The sequence below is a fragment of the Helicobacter winghamensis ATCC BAA-430 genome (assembly GCF_028751035.1).
In the GTDB taxonomy this organism is placed as follows: domain Bacteria; phylum Campylobacterota; class Campylobacteria; order Campylobacterales; family Helicobacteraceae; genus Helicobacter_D; species Helicobacter_D winghamensis.
Genome location: NZ_CP063533.1, coordinates 1,539,158 through 1,556,535, shown reverse-complemented (window position 1 = coordinate 1,556,535; position 17,378 = coordinate 1,539,158). Strand labels below are relative to the sequence as shown.

The following is a 17,378-nucleotide window of genomic DNA, read 5'->3' as shown; positions in this document are numbered from 1 at the left end:
TTATGTGTATAAATGTAACTTTTTGCTTTTAAGTTAATTTATTTTAAACATTTAAAGCAGGAAATGTGATAATGTTACTTAAATATCATTAAGGCAATGAGATATAATTTTCAGCGTTTTGAATGAAAGGAGTAAAATCTATGGAACAAGAAAAGTTAAATCGCCGTGATTTGCTGAAGTTAATGGGCGTTGGGGGTATTGCTCTAGGAGGTGCAAGTTTAGCCGTGCCAACACAGGCAAAAGCAAAGTCAGACAAAGCACCAAATATTGCAATTATTGGTGCAGGGCTTGGAGGAATTTCACTCTCTGCAAGATTAGTTGATGATTTGCCAAATGCAAAAATTACGCTTTTTGATGCGGATCCTATTTTGTATTATCAACCCGGATTTACACTAATTGCTGGTGGCATTTATAATAAAAAGGATACAGAATATAAAAAAGAAGATTTGATTAATTCCAAAGTGAATTGGGTTAAGGAAAATGTCGCTTCTGTTAATCCTGATGCCAACACACTAACAACAACAGCAGGTACAACACATAATTATGATTATCTTGTTATTGGCACAGGAACATTTAATATGTTTGAAAAATACAAGGGCTTAAGCGAAGAGTTTATTAACGATCCTGCCACAAATGTTACAAGTATTTATACAGCAGATGGCGCAGTAAAGGCGCAAGAAATGTTTAAAAAAATCGCAAAAGATGGTGGAAAAGTGATTTTTGCAGAGCCAAACACTCCAATTAAATGTGGTGGTGCAAATAAAAAAATCAACTTCTTGCTTGATGATTTAACAACCACAAAAGGCACACGCCAAAAGGTGGATATGGCATTATTTACAGGTGGTTCTGGAATGTTATCAAGCCCAGTGCATGCAAAAATGATTGAGCAATTTTTTATTGAACGCAAAATGCCTTATTCTATGCGTCATATGCTTGTAGAAGTGGATACTGCGCGCAATGTGGCGATTTTTGAAAAACTTATGCCTTACACAGAAAATGGTGAGCAAAAAATGGCAAAAGAGCGCGTTGAGAAGCCCTATGATTATCTTTTTGTGATTCCGCCTATGAAAACAGCAGACTTCATTACAGAAGCAGGGCTTGCGATTACCAAGGGACACACTGCTGGAAATTGGGTGGATGTGGATCAATACACACTGCAGCATAAAAAGTTTGCAAATATCTTTGCAATCGGTGATTGTGCTGGGATTCCAAAAGGTAAAACAGGCGCAAGTATCCGCAAGCAATATCCTGTAATTGCAGAAAATCTTATCGCACATTTGGAAGGGAAGCCGTTAGAAGCGAAGTTTAGTGGTTACACAGCTTGCCCACTTTTAACACGCTATGGAAAAGCGGTTATGGTTGAGTTTGATTATGAAGGGACAGCACCTAGTATGCCTTGCTTTGGGGCTACAAGAGAGAGCTGGATGAATTGGTTTGTAAAAGTGTATTTAATGAAACCTATGGTTATGCAAGCAATGGTAAAAGCAAAAGCATAAAGGAGAGAAAATGAGTAATTTAGATAAAACAATCCGTTTGATTTTAGCAATGGTGCTGTATTTTATGTTTGGTTTTGTGTGCCAAAGCTGGTGGTGGTTAATTTCTTTATTGCCGCTATTAAGCGCAGTTTATGGATACTGCCCACTTTATAAAATCTTTAAAAAATAACTAAATCTGCGATTTATCGCAGGTTTAGCTTTCTAGTTCTGCATAAAATTTCTTATAAAACTGCATAAACTCCCCTTTTAAAATTGCTTCTCTAGCATTTCTTACAAGATTCAAATAATGGGCTAAATTATGAATGCTTGAAAGGCGGAAGTAACTCATCTCGCCTGCGCGGAATAAATGGTGCAAATACGCACGCGTGTGATTTGTGCAAGTATAGCAATGGCATTTAGGATCTAAGGGTTGTGTATCAAGTTTATAGCGAGGTGATTTAATCGCAAGCTTCCCAAAATGCGTGAAAATCGTGCCATTTCTAGCATTGCGCGTAGGCATCACACAATCAAACATATCCACTCCCCTAGCAATTGCTTCTACAATATCTTGTGGTGTGCCAACTCCCATTAAATAGCGGGGTTTGTCCTTTGGCAAAAGGGGTGTTGTAAAATCAAGCGTGGCATACATTTCCGCGTTTGGTTCGCCTACTGCAAGTCCGCCGATTGCATAACCATCAAAATCCCCAAGACTTGTCAGATCCCTAGCGCTTGCCTCTCTAAATTCTTTATCTGTTCCGCCTTGCACAATCGCAAAGATATTGTTGGTTAAAGGGTTTCCACAATCTATAGCTTCTTGTTTTTTGAAGTTGTGATAAGTAATTGCATCTTTTGCCCATTTCGTTGTGCGATTTATGGATTCTAAAATGCGCTCTTTACTAGCTGGCAAGCCCACTAAATCATCCAAAATCATCATGATATCGCTATTTAGGTTGTATTGAATATCTAGCACTTTTTGTGGGGAAAAAAAATGTCTTGAACCATCAATATGGCTTTTAAAAAGGATTCCATCTTCTTGGTGTTTGACATTAGAATTTAGGCTAAAGGCTTGGAATCCGCCGCTATCTGTTAGGAAGTTTCTAGGGAATTTTGTAAAGCTATGCAATCCTCCAAGTGTGGCTATAATCTCATCATTTGGGCGTAAATACAAATGGTAAGTGTTGCCTAAAATTATGGGAGCATTAAGGGCTAAAAGGTCATTAAAATCTAATGCTTTAACACTTGCTTGTGTGCCAACGGGCATAAAAATAGGCGTTGGCACTTCTCCATGTGCGAGCTTTAGTATTCCAGCGCGTGCATTATTGTCAGTTTTTTGTAGATTAAATTCCATTTTCAACCTTTTTTTGCTACATTTCCGCTCAATTTTAGCGCGTTTAAGGGAATATATGCGAAAAGTGCTTTTAATTTTGAACGGAATTGTAGCAAAAGAATTCCTAACAACTCTCACATTAAAACATTTAGATAAAAATGCATATATTTTTGTGTCTTTAGATTCCAACCTTTTACCAAAAAACCTCCCGCAAGAGAGTCAAACTTATAATTTTGATCCAAGTGCTTCTAATAAACTTAGAGAAATTCTAACCCCAGAAATTACGGATTGTTATGTGGTGTTAGATGATATAAAAGATTGTGAGGCTGTATATCACACACTGCGTGCTTATAGCAAAATGCTACAAATCACAATGCTAGGGGAGATCCCGCTAGAGCATAGTGATAAGCAACTGCTTATGTTAAATGAAACCCATTTGCTAAGTAGTCGCTTGTTTGAAAAGTTTCCAAATGTGCCAAAAACTGCCAAAAGCATTGGTTTGGGAGAGGGTGAGATTATGCAAGTTAGCGTGCCTTTTGGAAGCCCTTATGCGTATAGAAGCGTGGGAGTGATTAAGCAAAAGAAGTGGAAAATCGTTGCAATTTATCGCAATAATGGTTTGATTTTGCCAAAATATTCTACTACAATTTTGCCCAATGATGCACTTTTGCTTGTAGGAGAACCTGATACGCTTTGGGATATTTATCATCGCATCAAAGAAGAATCTGGTCAGTTCCCAACTCCCTTTGGGCGCGATGTTGTGCTATATTTTGACTTGCTGTATTCTAAAGATTTGGAGTGTTATTTACAGCAAACAATCTGGCTTTTTAAGCACTTTAAAAACAAGCGTTTAGAAGTGTGTTTTTTAAATCCTACGGATATTGCAACAATTGAAAAAATTGAAAATCATCCGCTTTTAAATGCTGGGGAAATTTCCTGGAGAATTGAATATCACAAAACATCTTTAAAAGCACTAATTGAAAAGGACAAGGTTAGTAAAAATATTGGATTAATCTTGCTAGAGAAATATTGTTTTACGCGTTATCGTGGATATTTATTGGATTTAGGGATTCCGCTTTTAAAGTTTGGTGAGCAAACATTGAATAATCTTACACATAGTGCCGTTGTGCTTCCAAAAATTACAGAAGAAGCAGAGAAAATTTCATCTGTTGTTTTTGATTTTTCTACGCAGTTAGGCTTGAAAATATTATTGTATGATTTTGATCCCAATGAAGAAAATCACGAACAAGCACTAGATTATTATAAACATATTGCAAAAGTCTTCAACAAAAAGTTAGAGATTGACAATACAAGCACGCAAAATCCTATTCTTTGGCTTAATCATCAGCAAAATATGCTTCAAATCTTGCCTTTAAGAAAGGTAGGAATTAAACGGAATCCAATTTTTTCAATGCGCGATGTAGAAAATCTAAGTGCATATTTGATTAAAATTCCACAACTTTTTGTGCCAATTTCTGTTTAAAAAAGTGTGATATTTTCCAAAAAACTCACGCTAAAGACTTCTTGTTTAGCGGTTTTGCTTAAAATCAATGCGCTTAGGCAATAGGGCAAGTTTAGGTGATATTCTTTTAGATAAATTTCTATGGTTTTGATAATTTTTTGAACTTTAGTTGGAGTTATATTATAAATTGGTTCAAATCCTATTCCGCTTTTTACTTCCACAAAATGCAAGATTCCATCTTTTTTGGCGATAATATCGATCTCCCCAAAGCGTGTGTTAAAATTGCGTGCTTCTATGGAATAGCCTTCATTTTCTAAAAACGCACAAGCAAAGTCTTCGGCTTCTTTACCCTTTTGTGTGGTGTTTGCAGTGTTTTTATTTTTCAATGCGAATCATTGCAGGCGGTGCTTTCACAACTTCAAGCGTGCTTATACGATCTATTGCACATTTAATGTCTGCTTCTGTGCAAGTGTGCGTGGAGAGTAGCAAGGTGGAGTGGTGCTTGTCGTTGCGTTGTAAAAATGTGTCAATAGAGATTCCAACTTCACCAAAAATTTTAGCAATTTGCGCTAAAACACCTGGTTTATCAAGCACCAAAATGCGCAAATAATACGCGCTAGTGATTGCTTCAATTGGCTTTAGTTTTAATACACCACTTGTTGTTTTAAAGCCTAGCATTGGGGAGCTTTTGGTGCGAGCAATTTCAATAATATCAGAAATCACGGCACTAGCAGTGGCTTCTCCCCCAGCACCAGCCCCATAATATAGCGTTTCTCCTACATAATCACCAACAACACTAATGGCATTCATCACGCCATCAACCTTGCCTAATAGCGCATCTTTTGGCAAGAAAGTAGGATGCACGCGTAATTCTATAAAATCCCCATCTTTTTTGGCAATGCCTAAAAGTTTTAAATGGTAACCAAATTCTTTAGCAAAGGCAATGTCCTCTTGCGTGATTTGTGTGATTCCTTCAATTAAAATATCATTAGGGCGTGCGTCAATCCCATAGGCAATGCTTGCTAAAATTAAAAGCTTATGCGCTGCATCAAAACCGCCTATATCAAAGCTTGGATCTGCTTCTGCATAGCCTAATTTTTGGGCTTCTTTTAGCACTTCATCAAATTCTACACCAAAATCTTTCATTTTGGTTAAGATGTAATTGCAAGTGCCATTAATGATTCCGCGAATATTTAAGATATGGTTTGCTCCTAAGCCATCGCGCAAGGCTTTAATGATAGGGATTCCACCTGCCACACTTGCTTCAAAGCCTATGGGTAAATCCCCAGCAATTTGCTGGAGTGTGTAGCGGTGATAGGCTAGCATTGCTTTATTTGCGGTAACTAAAGCTTTAGAGTTTCTTAGGGCTTTTTTTGCAATTTCAAAGGGAGCTTCCACTCCACCTGTAAGCTCCACTACAATATCAATTTCAGGATCATCTAGGATTTCATTGACATCATTAGTGATTGGGAAATCAAAAATTTCACGACTTTTTGAAAGATCTTTTACCGCACCTTTTTTGACGTGGATTGCACAGCCTGCGCGCGCTGCAATTAAGGTTTGGTTTTCTTTTAAAATTTTTGCAACACTGCTACCAACAACGCCTAAGCCAATTATTCCTAATGAGAGTTGTTTCATACACACCCTTTGTGAAAACTAAAGCCGAGATTATAGCGTTTTTTGCTAAAATGCGCCATTTACTTTAAAGGTGAGTTTTGCGTATAGAACAAATTGATGAAAATGTTTATATTTTACATGGAAAAATCAAAGAAATTAGCGACTATAATGACTTAAAAGCACTTTTAGAAAAGCGTAAAGAAGCCAGAGAATTAGAGGTGTATTTTAAAATTCCACAAGCAAGAGAGATAAATTTCTATATTCTTGGCTATTTGCTAAAACTTGCACGAAAAGATGGTTTTAAATTCCATTTTTTAATTACTAGCCCTTATTTATATGATAGTCTGCATCGTTTTGGACTGCATACATTTTTTGAATTAGAAAATGGAAGTTAAGATGAATATGTGGAATAGCCTTTATAGCCATTTTGATCCTGTTGCTTTTAGTGTATTTGGAATCTTAGTGCATTGGTATGGAATAATGTATGTGCTAGCCCTTTTACTAGCTCTTGTTGTAGCAAAGTGGCTTGTGAAAAAGGATTCCTATCCTATTACAAATGCACTGCTTGATAGTTATTTTATTTGGGTTGAAATTGGTGTGATTTTGGGTGCTAGGCTTGGGTATATTATTTTTTATGACCCTTATACAAGCTATTATCTTACAAATCCTTGGCAAATTTTTAATCCCTTTGATACAAATGGTGAGTTTGTAGGAATCAGCGGAATGAGCTATCACGGGGCGGTGATTGGATTTTTGATTGCTTCAGTGTTGTTTGCAAAGGTTAAAAAAGTCAATTTTTGGCTGTTTATGGATTTAGCAGGGCTTAGTATTCCGCTAGGATATGTGTTTGGGCGGATTGGAAACTTCTTAAATCAAGAGCTTATAGGAAGAGAAACAACAAGTAGTTTTGGAATCTTGGTTGATGGAGTCTTGCGCCACCCAAGCCAGCTGTATGAAGCGTTTTTAGAAGGGATTGTGGTATTTGTTATTTTGTATTTTTATCGCAAAAAGGCACGCTTTGTAGGGGAAATTGGAATCTTATATGGAATCTTATATTCTTTAATGCGCTTTTTAGCGGAGTTTTTTAGAGAGCCAGACTCTCAACTAGGCTTCATTGCTTTTGGCTGGCTAACACAAGGGCAACTTTTATCCTTGCTAATTGGGGCATTTTGCTTTGTGCTTTGGTTATATAAAAGTGCGCAAAATAGGAAAAAAAATGGCTAATATCTCACTACAAAATGTCTCTAAACAATACGATTATAAGGCAATCTTGCAAGATGTATCTTTGCATATTGAAGAAAACGAACGCGTGGCGATTGTTGGGCGTAATGGTGCGGGAAAATCCACACTTCTTAAGATTTTAAGCGGGGAGTTAGAAAGCGATGATGGGATTAGGATTTTAGAGGGAAATTTGGAGTTAAAACATTTAATCCAAAAACCAGATTTTAAAGCTGGACAAACCACTAAAGAAGCAATTATTGAAGCCCTAAGTGAGCAAAACTTCGCAAAAAAGCGGTATTTAGAAGTTGGAAAAATGCTTGAAAATGCGCCAAATGATAAGATGCTTTTAGAAGAATACGCCAAGCTTACGAGTTTTTTAGACCATCACAATGCTTGGGATATGGAATCTAAAATCAAGCAGGTGTTAGAAACCTTTGAATTAGAAGATTTACAAGATCGTTATGTGAATTTACTAAGTGGTGGGGAGCAAAAGCGCGTTGCTCTAGCGTGTTTGCTTTTACACAAGCCTGATATTTTGCTGCTTGATGAGCCAACAAACCACTTAGATGTGCAAATGGTGGAGTTTTTAGAAGAAATGCTAATGCGTGGGAACTTTACGCTTGTGTTTATTAGCCATGATAGGTATTTTATTGATAAAATTGCTACCCGTGTTGTGGAGGTTGAAGAGGGCAAGATTAGAAGTTTTAAGGGCGGTTATAGTGAGTATTTACGCCAAAAGGAAGCCTTGCTTTTAAGCCTTGCTAAAAGTCATGAGACACTTTTAAAGCACCTAAAGGCTGAAGAAGAATGGCTAGCGCGTGGCGTTCGTGCAAGAGTTAAGCGCAATGAAGGACGAAAAGAGCGTATTATGGAAATGCGAAAAGTGGCAAAAACCAATCCTTCAATTATTCGCAAAATGACTTTGGAGCTTGAGAGAGAACGCAAGGCGTTTAATCAAGAAGAAGGGGTAAATCGCAAAAAAATGCTTTTTGAGATGAAGCATTTACACAAGGAGATTGATGGCAAGACCTTGATTAAAGATTTTAGTGCTAGGATTTTACAGCGCGATAAAATCGCTATTGTTGGGCGTAATGGCTCTGGGAAATCCACGCTATTAAAAATGCTTTTAGGGAGTGTTGTGCCAAGTGGTGGGAGTATTGAACGAGGTGAAGTTAAAATTGGCTATTTTGACCAGCACAGAGAAATGCTAGATGATAGCAAGGATTTGCTAGAGACTTTTTGTCCTTTTGGAGGGGATCATATTGAAGTGCGTGGCAAGAGTATGCACATTTTTGGCTATCTTAAAAACTTCCTGTTTCCTAAGGAATTTTTAGATAAGAAAATTCGCGCATTAAGCGGTGGGGAAAAGAATCGCGTTGCTTTGGCATTGCTTTTTACAAAGGCTTATGATTGCTTGATTTTAGATGAACCTACAAATGATTTGGATATTCCTACTATTAATATTTTAGAAGAGTATTTACAGAGTTTTGAGGGGGCAATTCTTTTTGTGAGCCACGACCGCTATTTTGTGGATAAAATCGCAAAATGCTTGTATGTGTTTAAGGGGAATGGTGAGATTGTGGAATCACACAGAAGCTTTAGCGAGTATTTAGAGATTCAAAGCGAGCTAAGGGAATATGCGAAGCTAGAGTTGGAATCTAAACAAGAATCTATGCCCAAAAATTCTCCTAAAGAAGCCCAAAAGAAAACAAAACTAAGCTATCACGAAAAGCGACTTTTAGAGATTTTGCCCCAAGAAATTGAAGCCCTAGAAACAGAACTTAAAGCCTTGGAAAATCTACTCTATAATGGAAATTTAAGCACGCAAGAATTACAAGAAAAATCAAAAGAATTTGAAGAGAAAAAAGCAATTTGTGAAGCAAAGATTCTACAATATTTAGATTTAGAAGAGATGGAAAGTTGTAGCGGGACCAAGGAAAAACAATGGCATATACAATCATAGAAGTTGAGAGGGCAACAAAGATTCCATCAAGAAAGATTAGATTTTGGCTTGATAAGGGGCTATTCCCCTTTGTAGAGCGAGATGAAAATGGGGTGCGTTACTTTGCAAAAAGTGATATTGTGTGGGTGGAATGGGTGGATTGCCTAAGAAGTTGCGGTATGAGTATCAATGATATTAAGCACTATATCAAGCTTACAAGTGGTGGCATAGAGACTGCTAAAGAGAGAAAAGAGCTATTAGAGCGGCATTTTGATTTGCTAAACAAAGAGCTTGAGATTCTGCATACTGCACATAAAAAAATAAAGACAAAAATCGCCTTTTACAACGAGATGATAAAAACAGGCATTGACTATTTAAACCCAAACAATACAGCCTATCAATGTCCGCCAGATTCTAAGGATAGGGAGGAATAACATATTACATTGCCAAAGCATAAGGGGTAAGAGTCATATTTTGTAATTTTTATTAAATCCCCCCTTGACAGACACCAAGTGTCAGGCTTTATAATATCACGCAAATTATACAAAAGGATTAGATATGCAAGCACTACTTATAAATGGCAGTAAAAAGTTTGGCAATGATGGCACAAGGCTTAATGGCACTTTGCAAAGTGTGGCAAAGGAATTTTTAGAATCTAAGGGCTACAAGGTGCTAGAGACTATCATTGATAAAGGCTACACACCACAAGAGGAGATAGCAAAGATTAAAGAATCTAGCCTTATTATTTATCAAATGCCTGCGTGGTGGATGGGTGAGCCTTGGATTGTGAAAAAATATATTGATGAAGTGTATCTTAGCGGTGTTTCTATTTTGTTTGCAAATGATAGGCGAAGTCGTGCAAATGAGAGCTTAAAATATGGCAGTGGCGGACTAGCACAGGATAAAAAAGTAATGCTAAGTGTAACTTGGAATGCCCCAAAAGAAGCCTTTATAGAGTCTAATGGCTTTTTTGAAGGCGTGGGGGTGGAAGGCGTGTATTTGCACTTACGCAAGGCACACGAGTTTTGTGGTATGGAGTGGTTGCCCATTTTTATGTGTAATGATGTGGTGAAAAATCCGCAAATAGAGCGATACATAAGCGAATATAAAGCACATTTGCAAAAGTATGTGAAAGGCTAGAATCTTAAAGCTTTGTAGAATCTAGCCCTTAAACACATAGCCTAGATACACACATAAGATTCCACATACATTGGAGAGTAGCACATAAAGTATCGCAGTAAAAATAAAATGATTTTGCAAGAGATTTAGCACTTCTAGGCTAAAGGTAGAAAATGTGCTAAAGCCCCCAAGCAAACCGATAGTAAGAAACACAAATAAGAGTGAATCTTGCCCTTTTATCATCGCCACACACATAGCCCTATGCCAAAACACGCTAACATATTAATACAAAATGTCGCTATGAAACTATAATGCAGATATTGATTTGACAAGCAGCTTGATAACATAGGTACAATACCATAGCCTACATAAAAGCGTAATGCTGCCCCTATACCACCACCTAAGCTGATAAGCGCGAGTTTGGTTAGCATTTGTGTCCTTTTGTATAAAATTTTCACACTATAATACAAGAAAATACACAAAAAACAGAAAGGCAAAACTATGATAATTCTAATCGGTGGGGAAAGCCATACAGGCAAAACACTTCTAACACAAAGGCTACTTGAAATATATCATTATCCTTATATGAGTTTAGACCATTTAAAAATGGGCTTTCATCATCACTAAAAATTATGGAGCTAGAGAATCCGCCTTTTAGTGCAAAAGAAGATTCTAAAATCACTGCATTTTTATGGAATATCGTGCAAGGCATTATTGAGACTTGCAATGAGCAAAATCTCATACTAGAAGGCATATACTTAACGCCAAAAAATGTGCGAAATTTGCTAGATTCTAAGCCCATTTCACCTATAAAGTGCTGTTTCTTATCTTTTCAAAGCAATATATTTTAAAGCATTATTACACAATAAAACGCAAAGAATCTTATGGGGCTAATAAAGAACAGCTTATAAAAGAACATAGTGCATTAAAAGAGCAATGCAAAAAGTATAAACTCCCCTTTGTTGAGATACAAGAAGATTATGAGAGTGAAATGCAAGGGGTGGTTGTGGTGTAATATTTTATCTTATAATATCATAAACTTATTATGGAGCATTTATGGATAGCACAAAGTTTTTGATTATACTTAATGGTGAAGATAAAACAGAATCTATTGCAAGTATAAAAAAGCAAGATGATGTATGGCGCATCACATTTGCTAATACGGCAAAAACCTATACTTATAAATACGATAAAGTTATCTTTCTTACAAATCCACAAAGACACACAAAGCCAGAGAAGCTTGGTATTTATAATGCTAAATTTGCTCTTATTTTTGAAAAATATTGCAAAATATTTTTTGACAATGGGACAACAAAATTGCTAGAAACAGCAATACTATTACCAAATGTAAAAAGCAGTAATGCTAATGTGTTTTTGTATTGCAAAGAGTTGGCTACTATCGTGGGGGTAAAAAATGAAGATAATGAATCGCTTCTATCAAGAGCATACAATAAAATAGATATGTTAGTAAAAGAGAGTGTTTTGAGCAATTATTTACACCCAAGTCAGCCGCATAGGACTAATGAGATAAATGCTCCCATACTTTCGCCATTTGGCTTAAATGCCTCACAATTCCAAGCAATTTGCAATGCTCTAGAATCTCAAATAAGTATCATAGAAGGACCACCCGGCACAGGTAAAACACAAAGCATATTAAACATCATTGCAAATAGTCTATTTCTTGGAAAAAATGTAGCCGTGGTTTCTAACAATAATGCTGCCACGGATAATGTTTTTATGAAGTTAGAAAAATATGGCTTAACATACTTATGTGCAAAACTTGGCAAAAAAGATAATATCAAGCAGTTTTTACAGAATCAATCACATACCTACCCAGATTTTGCACAATCTATTACACAAGAAAGGAAAGATACCCTTATCCAAGCTATCAAAAAGCTCAATATACAAGCACAAGAAATCTTTACTTTGCAAAATGCAATCGCAAAACAAAAGACTATGCTTAGTGCATTAGAGCTAGAATTTCACCATTTTACAATGCAAGAAAACTTAACGATACGACCACATTTTTTAACACTTTTGCAGAAGGATTCTACTCTTTTGTTAAAGACAAAAATTGCTCTTGAAAACACCCCAAAAGGCTGGCGATATTTTTTACTTGTATGCAAACTTTTCTTAATACAACGCATTGGAAATTTTACTTTTTATAAACTTCCCCTGCAAGATATTATCCAGCATTTTGAATATGCCTATTATATGCAAAGCATCGCTACTGCTAGAGAAATACTCACGCACGATACAAAGCGGTTAGAAATATTACGCGATACACAGACCCTAGAGCATTTACAAGAATATTCCTTAACCCTTTTACAAGAATCTTTGCGGATTAGATATGGCAGCCACACGCAAAGACCCATTTTTAGCGAAAAAGATCTTTTGACTAATGCGGAGCAGTTTTGCGATGAATATCCTATAATTTTTAGCACCACACACGCTATCAAAAATTGCTTTGGGCGAGATTTTCTCTTTGATTATTTAATCATTGATGAAGCCTCGCAGGTAGATTTGGTAACAGGTGTTTTAGCTCTAAGTGTGGCTAGAAATATTGTGATTGTAGGAGACACAAAGCAGCTGCCAAATGTGATAGACCCTACGATGTCTCAACAAATCCAAGAGCTTACCACACGCTATAAAATACCTCCACATTATGACTATATGCAGCACTCTTTCCTAAGCTCTGTGTGTAGTGTTTTGCCAAATGCTCCTAGAGTTTTGCTTAAAGAGCATTATCGCTGCCACCCTAAAATCATCAATTTTTGCAATCAAAAGTTTTATGGCAGCGAGCTTGTCATTTTAAGCGAAGATAATGGGGAAGCAAATGTGCTAGAAGCGTATGTTAGCCCTGCTGGAAATCACGCAAGAGGGCATTATAATCAAAGAGAAATTGACATTATTGCCAATGAAATTCTGCCAAACACCACCATAGAGCCACAAGAAATAGGCATTATTACACCCTATAATGAGCAAAAAGCGCGGCTGCAAAATGCAGTTGGCGAGATTGAAGCAGACACCGTGCATAAATACCAAGGCAGAGAAAAAGACCTTATCATCATCGCAACTACCGATAATCAAAGCAATGATTTTATCGATGATAGCAAAATGCTAAATGTCGCCATTACACGAGCTAAAAAACAGCTAAAACTCATCGTATCTTATGATGTGTGTCATAAACAAAACACAAATATCAATGACTTTATCCGCTATATTACTTATCAAAGTGCCAAGCCTATAGAGAGCAAAATTTATTCAATCTTTGATTTACTCTATAAAGCAAATGCACAAGCAAGGGCATTGTATCTCAAGGGCAAAAGGCGTATCTCACAATTTGATTCAGAAAATATTGCCTTTGCTTTTATCAAAGATATACTCCAGCAAGATTCCTACCATAGCCTTGATGTTTTGCCACATATACCCCTTGCTAAAGTCATTAAAATAGATGAAACTCTCACACAAGAAGAAAAGCTCTATGCACAAAATCCACTCACGCATTTTGATTTTATCATCTATCATATTATGGATAAAGCCCCCCTGCTTGCTGTTGAGATTGATGGCTATGCGTTTCACCATACGCATAAGCAGCTAAATCGCGATAGGCTTAAAGATAGCATTTGCAAAAAGCATCATTTGCCACTTTTGCGTCTTAGCACCACACAAAGTGCAGAATCTAAACGCATAGCTGATGTGCTTCAAACATTGCTTGATAACAATGAGGGGAATTAAAGGAAAAACAATGCAATATATCACTCTCAACAATGGCATAAAAATGCCTAACATTGGGCTTGGGACTTATGAACTGCAGGGACAAAAGGGCATAGAGATAATACAAAACGCCCTGCAAATTGGATACAAGCTAATTGATACCGCACAAATGTATGAGAATGAAAAGGAAGTGGGCAAAGCTCTAGCTACGCAAAGTCTAAAAGATTCTAATTTGCATACAAACGATTTAAGCCGCCCATTGCAAAGAAATGAGCTTTTCATCACTACAAAGCTTTCATCTAATATGTCTTATAAAAGAGCGTGGCAAAGCATAGAGCAGAGTTTGCAAAATCTAGGGCTAGAATATGTAGATTTGCTTTTAATCCACGGGTCTTATGTAAATGCTAAGAAGATGTATAAAGCCTGCGAAGAGGCTTATCGCAAGGGGCTTACCCGTGCGATTGGAATCTCAAATTTTTATGGCAGATTTTTGGAGGATTTTTTAGATTCTGTGCGTGTTAAGCCTGTGCTAAATCAAGTCCAAGCACATATTTTCTTCCAACAGCACACATTGCAAAAATTTTTAGAATCTAAAAATATTCACTTGCAAGCGTGGAGTCCTTTGGCTTGTGGGAGAAATGGCATTTTTACAAACAAGACTTTACAAAGTATCGCCAACACTCACCATAAAAGCACTGCACAAATTGCCCTAAAATTTCTGCTAGATAAAGGAATAAGTATTGTCCCAAAGGCTTCAAGTCTAAAGCGACTGCAAGAAAATCTCACACTTTTTGACTTTAGCTTGACACAACAAGAGAGAGATTCTATCACGCAACTTGATACAAATAAAAGCCTTTTTGGTTGGGATTGTTATTAAAGATTTTTAAAGCAATTCTTTGATTTATTTAGAAATTTTTAAATGGAAGGATTTATTATGCTGATAAAGTTTAAAGATAAAATACCAAAGATTGCGGAAAATGTGCTGATTGCTGAGGGTGCTAAGGTGATTGGTGATGTAGAGATTGGGCAAGATTCTAGCATTTGGTTTAATTGCGTGCTTAGAGGTGATGTTAATTCCATAAAAATTGGGAAACGCACAAATATTCAAGATTTAACAACACTGCATGTATGGCATAAAACCTACGATGCGCAAGGTAATGTGCTAGATAATGGCTATCCTGTAGAAATTGGCGATGATGTAACCATAGGACATAATTGTGTAATCCACGCTTGTGTGTTGAAAAATCGTGTTTTGGTGGGGATGAATGCTGTGGTAATGGATGGGGCTGTGATTGAAGAAGATAGCATTGTTGGGGCTGGAAGTGTGGTAACAAAGGGCAAGAAATTCCCATCACGCTCTTTAATACTTGGTAATCCTGCAAAATTGGTAAGAGAACTTAAAGATGAAGAAGTTGCACTTATTAAGGAGTCTGCACAAAATTATGTGCGTTTTAAGAATGGGTTTTTAGCTTAAACCCTCTGTCTTAAAAAGCTAAAAGGGGGAAGTGGAAAGGGGAGCAAGAAAGGATTTTCATTGCCACTATGGATAGATTCTAGCTCTTTTCCATTTTCTAAAAGGATTTTAAAAAGTTTTAGATACTTCTTGCCATCTTTGGTAAAAATCTCTCCAATTTCATTTTTGCAATCCTTAATGCTATTTAGCTGCGCGCTTATAATTTCTTTTGGCTCATTGGGGCGGATTGTGTGGCGACAAAGCGCACTTTTGCCATCTTCACTAACTTCAGCATTAACTTGATAGCTCCCTTCACTAATGGCAGTAAAATGATTTTGTGTGTTTAACTTCTCATAAGGGCGGTGGATAATGTAGCCATCGCTAAAGCCACGATTTTTTAGCGTATCAAGCTCTTGTGTGTATTTCTGCTCTACAAATGCACCTTTGGCATAATCATCTAGTGCTGCTCTGTAAGCAAAAGCTGTAATTCCTGCGTAATATGCGGATTTTGTCCGCCCTTCAATCTTTAAAGAATCAATAGCACCGCATTCTAAAATCGTAGGAATATGCTCTGCTAAATTTAAATCTTTGGAATTAAAAATATGTGTCCCTACTCCCTCTTCCTCTTCTAAGCGCATCATTACGCCATTATCGGGGTTTCTTGCATAGATTTCTTTGCCGCTAAAACGCACAAGCTCATCATTTTCAGTATTTCGCACATAATATTCATAATCAAAGCGACAATCATTAGCGCAACTCCCACGATTTGGCACTCTTCCACTTTGCAAAGCAGAGATTAAACAACGCCCAGAAAACGCAAAACACATTGAGCCGTGGATAAAAATCTCTAGTTCTAAAGTCGGAATCGCTTTTTTAATGGCAATAGCATCTTTTAAGCTAAGCTCCCTTGCCGCAACAATGCGCTTCACTCCTAAATCATAAAACACTTGCGCATCTAGCACATTTAAAACATTTGCTTGGGTGGAGAGATGGATTGGAATCTCTGGAGCAATTTGGCGTGCTAATCTCACAACTCCCGGTGCTGCGACAATAAAAGCATCAGGTTTTAAGGAAGCCATTTTTTCAATATGGGTTTGAAGAAGTTTTAATTGGGAGTTGAAAGGAAAACCATTAATGGTAACATAGATTTTTTTACCTTTAGAATGTGTGTAATCCACACCTTCTTTAAAGCTTTCAAAATCAAATTCCTTGCCTGAGCGATTGCGCAAAGAAAAATGGCTGACACCTCCATAAACAGCGTCTGCTCCGTATTCTAAGGCAATCTTTAGTTTTTTAAGATTTCCAGCGGGCGAAAGAAGTTCTGGAAGACGCATTAATTTGTGCCAAATTTTTCAATCAATGCTTCAATATCATCTGTGTGCATCACATTATCCGCGGAATCTCCTTGAATATACACAGCCGAGCTTACGCGCTTGCTATCTTCAATCTTGCCTTCAAATAAAGAGCTCATATAGCGTGAGAGCGCGCGCATTACATTAATAACGCGTTCAATCTTTTGGCGATGAATGTCTTGGTATTGCATACTCTCCATTGCATCTAAAGAAGCCATTGAGATTTCTTGTAAGGAGTCAGAGATTTTTTGCGCGTTTGCTTTAATGTTAGCAATCTCTTCTAGTTTTTCACTAAAAGTGTGAAAATCTGGGAATTTTGCGTGGAGTTTTTGAAGCAATTCTTCTTGGGAGTTAATGAAATCTTGGATTTTTCCAAAAGCATCTTCAATATCTGCGCCTAGATTGTTAATGCTCTCCAGTTTGTCAAACATTTCTGTGGCTTTAATCTCTGAATCACGCGTTACATCATCAAGTTGATGCACAACTTTGTGTTCTGTTGTCGGAGGCGGTGGAGGCCAACTCACATCTTGGTTGATTTTAAAATCGTCAGCAGTTACTGCTCCGCTTTCAATAGTTGGATCTGAATGCTTTGGCTCTTCTTGGCTTTGCACAGGTTCTGGCTCTTCAGTAGCGTCAATATCGCTATTTAGCAATGCATCTAATTCTTCTTGTGTCATCATCGCCCTTAAAAGT

At 37.1% G+C, this 17,378-nt stretch carries 20 protein-coding genes and 1 pseudogene; 13 read left to right on the top strand and 8 right to left on the bottom strand.

Annotated features, from left to right (window positions below):
• Positions 1-140: 140 nt before the first annotated feature.
• Both IP358_RS07975 and IP358_RS07970 read left to right on the top strand, forming a co-directional pair.
• Positions 141-1,496: an NAD(P)/FAD-dependent oxidoreductase gene (locus tag IP358_RS07975; RefSeq protein WP_040498735.1), complete on the top strand. Its 1,356-nt coding sequence runs from the start codon at positions 141-143 to the stop codon at positions 1,494-1,496.
• Positions 1,497-1,506: 10 nt separating this feature from the next.
• Complete coding sequence (locus tag IP358_RS07970) at positions 1,507-1,665, top strand: YgaP family membrane protein (protein ID WP_083781398.1); 159 nt, start codon at positions 1,507-1,509, stop codon at positions 1,663-1,665.
• Between the two features lie 24 nt (positions 1,666-1,689).
• Here IP358_RS07970 and tgt read toward each other — a convergent pair whose 3' ends face one another.
• Positions 1,690-2,823, bottom strand: a complete 1,134-nt coding sequence (gene tgt / locus IP358_RS07965) for a tRNA guanosine(34) transglycosylase Tgt (RefSeq protein ID WP_006802958.1) — start codon at positions 2,821-2,823, stop codon at positions 1,690-1,692.
• A 55-nt stretch (positions 2,824-2,878) separates the two neighbouring features.
• On the opposite strand from tgt, the gene IP358_RS07960 reads away from it, so the two are divergent.
• Positions 2,879-4,285 (top strand): TrkA C-terminal domain-containing protein, encoded by a 1,407-nt coding sequence (locus IP358_RS07960; RefSeq protein ID WP_006802959.1) that lies wholly within the window; start codon positions 2,879-2,881, stop codon positions 4,283-4,285.
• Here IP358_RS07960 and IP358_RS07955 read toward each other — a convergent pair.
• Both IP358_RS07955 and IP358_RS07950 read right to left on the bottom strand, forming a co-directional pair.
• Positions 4,282-4,650 (bottom strand): YraN family protein, encoded by a 369-nt coding sequence (locus IP358_RS07955; protein WP_006802960.1) that lies wholly within the window; start codon positions 4,648-4,650, stop codon positions 4,282-4,284. The genes IP358_RS07960 and IP358_RS07955 overlap by 4 nt on opposite strands.
• Complete coding sequence (locus IP358_RS07950) at positions 4,640-5,902, bottom strand: homoserine dehydrogenase (RefSeq protein WP_006802961.1); 1,263 nt, start codon at positions 5,900-5,902, stop codon at positions 4,640-4,642. The genes IP358_RS07955 and IP358_RS07950 overlap by 11 nt, the downstream gene beginning before the upstream one ends.
• 77 nt (positions 5,903-5,979) lie before the next feature.
• Here IP358_RS07950 and IP358_RS07945 point away from each other — a divergent pair, with 77 nt between their 5' ends.
• From IP358_RS07945 to IP358_RS07925, 6 genes and pseudogenes are all read left to right on the top strand, one after another.
• Positions 5,980-6,276, top strand: coding sequence for a hypothetical protein (locus IP358_RS07945; protein ID WP_006802962.1), 297 nt, complete (start codon positions 5,980-5,982; stop codon positions 6,274-6,276).
• A gap of 1 nt (position 6,277) precedes the next feature.
• Complete coding sequence (lgt, locus tag IP358_RS07940) at positions 6,278-7,105, top strand: prolipoprotein diacylglyceryl transferase (RefSeq protein ID WP_040498738.1); 828 nt, start codon at positions 6,278-6,280, stop codon at positions 7,103-7,105.
• Between the two features lie 58 nt (positions 7,106-7,163).
• Positions 7,164-8,597: pseudogene (locus IP358_RS07935) on the top strand (ABC-F family ATP-binding cassette domain-containing protein); the annotation flags it as partial.
• Positions 8,598-8,774: 177 nt separating this feature from the next.
• Positions 8,775-9,065: an ABC transporter C-terminal domain-containing protein gene (locus IP358_RS08700; protein WP_409337788.1), complete on the top strand. Its 291-nt coding sequence runs from the start codon at positions 8,775-8,777 to the stop codon at positions 9,063-9,065.
• The gene (locus IP358_RS07930; protein WP_006802965.1) at positions 9,047-9,478 is read left to right on the top strand and encodes a MerR family transcriptional regulator; all 432 of its coding nucleotides are present in this window, start codon (positions 9,047-9,049) and stop codon (positions 9,476-9,478) included. Before IP358_RS08700 ends, IP358_RS07930 begins: the two co-directional genes overlap by 19 nt.
• 124 nt (positions 9,479-9,602) lie before the next feature.
• Positions 9,603-10,184, top strand: coding sequence for an NAD(P)H-dependent oxidoreductase (locus IP358_RS07925; protein ID WP_006802966.1), 582 nt, complete (start codon positions 9,603-9,605; stop codon positions 10,182-10,184).
• Between the two features lie 21 nt (positions 10,185-10,205).
• On the opposite strand, the gene IP358_RS07920 is transcribed toward IP358_RS07925, so the two are convergent.
• The 3 genes from IP358_RS07920 to IP358_RS07910 form a co-directional block, all read right to left on the bottom strand.
• Positions 10,206-10,406: a fluoride efflux transporter FluC gene (locus tag IP358_RS07920; RefSeq protein ID WP_232086830.1), complete on the bottom strand. Its 201-nt coding sequence runs from the start codon at positions 10,404-10,406 to the stop codon at positions 10,206-10,208.
• Entirely contained in the window at positions 10,403-10,594 is a 192-nt protein-coding gene (locus IP358_RS07915; protein ID WP_248613412.1) for a CrcB family protein, read from the bottom strand. Before IP358_RS07915 ends, IP358_RS07920 begins: the two co-directional genes overlap by 4 nt.
• A gap of 68 nt (positions 10,595-10,662) precedes the next feature.
• Complete coding sequence (locus IP358_RS07910; RefSeq protein WP_040498740.1) at positions 10,663-10,965, bottom strand: hypothetical protein; 303 nt, start codon at positions 10,963-10,965, stop codon at positions 10,663-10,665.
• A 12-nt stretch (positions 10,966-10,977) separates the two neighbouring features.
• On the opposite strand from IP358_RS07910, the gene IP358_RS07905 reads away from it, so the two are divergent.
• The 4 genes from IP358_RS07905 to IP358_RS07890 are packed head-to-tail and all read left to right on the top strand — an operon-like array spanning position 10,978 to position 15,354.
• Positions 10,978-11,178: a hypothetical protein gene (locus IP358_RS07905; RefSeq protein WP_006802968.1), complete on the top strand. Its 201-nt coding sequence runs from the start codon at positions 10,978-10,980 to the stop codon at positions 11,176-11,178.
• A gap of 41 nt (positions 11,179-11,219) precedes the next feature.
• Positions 11,220-13,901 (top strand): AAA domain-containing protein, encoded by a 2,682-nt coding sequence (locus tag IP358_RS07900; RefSeq protein WP_006802969.1) that lies wholly within the window; start codon positions 11,220-11,222, stop codon positions 13,899-13,901.
• 10 nt (positions 13,902-13,911) lie between these two features.
• The gene (locus IP358_RS07895; RefSeq protein WP_006802970.1) at positions 13,912-14,757 is read left to right on the top strand and encodes an aldo/keto reductase; all 846 of its coding nucleotides are present in this window, start codon (positions 13,912-13,914) and stop codon (positions 14,755-14,757) included.
• Between the two features lie 57 nt (positions 14,758-14,814).
• Complete coding sequence (locus IP358_RS07890; RefSeq protein ID WP_040498742.1) at positions 14,815-15,354, top strand: gamma carbonic anhydrase family protein; 540 nt, start codon at positions 14,815-14,817, stop codon at positions 15,352-15,354.
• On the opposite strand, the gene IP358_RS07885 is transcribed toward IP358_RS07890, so the two are convergent.
• Together IP358_RS07885 and IP358_RS07880 are read right to left on the bottom strand one after the other, a co-directional pair.
• Positions 15,351-16,667: a peptidase U32 family protein gene (locus IP358_RS07885; protein ID WP_006802972.1), complete on the bottom strand. Its 1,317-nt coding sequence runs from the start codon at positions 16,665-16,667 to the stop codon at positions 15,351-15,353. The genes IP358_RS07890 and IP358_RS07885 overlap by 4 nt on opposite strands.
• Positions 16,667-17,362 (bottom strand): hypothetical protein, encoded by a 696-nt coding sequence (locus IP358_RS07880; protein WP_006802973.1) that lies wholly within the window; start codon positions 17,360-17,362, stop codon positions 16,667-16,669. Before IP358_RS07880 ends, IP358_RS07885 begins: the two co-directional genes overlap by 1 nt.
• Positions 17,363-17,378: the final 16 nt, after the last annotated feature.